This is a genomic window from Pyxidicoccus caerfyrddinensis (assembly GCF_010894405.1).
Classification (GTDB): domain Bacteria; phylum Myxococcota; class Myxococcia; order Myxococcales; family Myxococcaceae; genus Myxococcus; species Myxococcus caerfyrddinensis.
Genome location: NZ_JAAIYA010000149.1, coordinates 1 through 356, shown reverse-complemented (window position 1 = coordinate 356; position 356 = coordinate 1). Strand labels below are relative to the sequence as shown.

Sequence of the window (356 nt, the reverse complement as noted above, 5' to 3'; positions counted from 1 at the left end):
TAGAGTTTGATCCTGGCTCAGGATGAACGCTAGCTACAGGCTTAACACATGCAAGTCGAGGGGCAGCAGGACGATAGCTTGCTATTGTTGCTGGCGACCGGCGCACGGGTGAGTAACGCGTATCCAACCTTCCCTATAGTAGAGAATAGCCCGGCGAAAGTCGGATTAATGCTCTATGTTCTTCTTTGATGGCATCTGACGAGAAGCAAAGGTTTACCGCTATAGGATGGGGATGCGTCTGATTAGGTTGTTGGCGGGGTAACGGCCCACCAAGCCCACGATCAGTAGGGGTTCTGAGAGGAAGGTCCCCCACATTGGTACTGAGACACGGACCAAACTCCTACGGGAGGCAGCAG

1 rRNA gene is annotated in these 356 nt (G+C 53.4%); it reads left to right on the top strand.

Annotated elements, in window-relative coordinates:
- Window positions 1–356 (top strand): 16S ribosomal RNA (locus tag G4D86_RS51930); the annotation flags it as partial.